Here is a 404-nt window from a genome sequence, read left to right as displayed (position 1 = left end):
ACGGCGCGCGTCCCCCCTGCAGTTTCAGCGCGAGGGGTGACAGGGTCCCGCCGGTCTTCGCCCCGAGCTCGATCCGCGCGCCTTCCGGCGGATAGACGATCTGCGGTGCCGGTTCGCGCGTCGTTGCAGCCAGCAGACCATTCGATGTCCGGGTGAAGCGGCGCTGGCTGATCGGCAGTTGCGCCTGCGCGATGCGCACCGCACCGCCCGGCGCGCGCGGCAGCGGCGTGACCGGCACGCCGGATTTGACAAATCCCTCGAACAGGATCGGTGCCGCCGTGCCGAAACCGGTGATACCTGGCACAGCGCCATTATCCGGACGGCCGACCCAGACGCCAAGCACGTAGTTGCCGTCGAAACCGACCGACCACGCATCGCGGTAGCCGTAGCCACGGCCGTGCCCC

1 pseudogene is annotated in these 404 nt (G+C 69.8%); it reads right to left on the bottom strand.

The features are described from left to right. Positions 1 to 404 (bottom strand): annotated as a pseudogene (locus tag BTM36_RS04635) (hypothetical protein); the annotation flags it as partial.

This window comes from Herbaspirillum sp. VT-16-41, assembly GCF_001994935.1.
GTDB lineage: Bacteria > Pseudomonadota > Gammaproteobacteria > Burkholderiales > Burkholderiaceae_D > Herbaspirillum > Herbaspirillum frisingense.
This window is presented reverse-complemented; position numbering and strand designations above follow the sequence as displayed.